The following is a 1,589-nucleotide window of genomic DNA, read 5'->3' on the forward strand; positions in this document are numbered from 1 at the left end:
CAGCCTACCACCTTAAACTTGGACAACCAACGCCAAGCTGGCCTAGCCTTCTCCGTCCCTCCATCGCAATAACCAGAAGTACAGGAATATTAACCTGTTTTCCATCGACTACGCTTTTCAGCCTCGCCTTAGGGACCGACTAACCCTGCGTCGATTAACGTTGCGCAGGAAACCTTGGTCTTTCGGCGTGGGTGTTTTTCACACCCATTGTCGTTACTCATGTCAGCATTCGCACTTCTGATACCTCCAGCAAGCTTCTCAACTCACCTTCACAGGCTTACAGAACGCTCCTCTACCGCATCACCCTAAGGTGATACCCGTAGCTTCGGTACCTGGTTTGAGCCCCGTTACATCTTCCGCGCAGGCCGACTCGACTAGTGAGCTATTACGCTTTCTTTAAAGGGTGGCTGCTTCTAAGCCAACCTCCTAGCTGTCTAAGCCTTCCCACATCGTTTCCCACTTAACCAGGATTTTGGGACCTTAGCTGACGGTCTGGGTTGTTTCCCTTTTCACGACGGACGTTAGCACCCGCCGTGTGTCTCCCATGCTCGGCACTTGTAGGTATTCGGAGTTTGCATCGGTTTGGTAAGTCGGGATGACCCCCTAGCCGAAACAGTGCTCTACCCCCTACAGTGATACATGAGGCGCTACCTAAATAGCTTTCGAGGAGAACCAGCTATCTCCGAGCTTGATTAGCCTTTCACTCCGATCCACAGGTCATCCGCTAACTTTTCAACGGTAGTCGGTTCGGTCCTCCAGTTAGTGTTACCCAACCTTCAACCTGCCCATGGATAGATCGCCCGGTTTCGGGTCTATACCCAGCGACTAAACGCGCTATTAACACTCGCTTTCGCTACGCCTCCCCTATTCGGTTAAGCTCGCCACTGAATATAAGTCGCTGACCCATTATACAAAAGGTACGCAGTCACCCAACAAAGTGGGCTCCCACTGCTTGTACGCATACGGTTTCAGGATCTATTTCACTCCCCTCTCCGGGGTTCTTTTCGCCTTTCCCTCACGGTACTAGTTCACTATCGGTCAGTCAGTAGTATTTAGCCTTGGAGGATGGTCCCCCCATATTCAGACAAGGTTTCTCGTGCCCCGTCCTACTCGATTTCATTGACAAGAGATTTTCGCGTACAGGGCTATCACCCACTATGGCCGCACTTTCCAGAGCGTTCCGCTAATCTCAAACCAACTTAAGGGCTGGTCCCCGTTCGCTCGCCACTACTAAGGGAATCTCGGTTGATTTCTTTTCCTCAGGGTACTTAGATGTTTCAGTTCCCCTGGTTCGCCTCTCATGCCTATGTATTCAGCATGAGATAACTGTCTTATGACAGCTGGGTTCCCCCATTCAGACATCTCCGGATCACAGTCTGTTTGCCGACTCCCCGAAGCTTTTCGCAGGCTACCACGTCTTTCATCGCCTCTGACTGCCAAGGCATCCACCGTATGCGCTTCTTCACTTGACCATATAACCCCAAGCAATCTGGTTATACTGTGAAGACGACATTCGCCGAAAATTCGCATTTACTCTAAGAGCAACTCACAAATTTTACCTTAGCCTGAGCCCACACCAGTGAAAGTGT

At 50.8% G+C, this 1,589-nt stretch carries 1 rRNA gene; it reads right to left on the reverse strand.

Going from position 1 to position 1,589, the window contains the following annotated elements:
• Positions 1 to 1,472, reverse strand: a 23S ribosomal RNA gene (locus IFU31_RS21570); the annotation flags it as partial.
• Between the last annotated feature and the right edge of the window lie 117 nt (positions 1,473 to 1,589).

It is taken from the genome of Pseudomonas sp. CFBP 13602, from assembly GCF_014842725.1.
GTDB classification, from domain to species: domain Bacteria; phylum Pseudomonadota; class Gammaproteobacteria; order Pseudomonadales; family Pseudomonadaceae; genus Aquipseudomonas; species Aquipseudomonas baltica.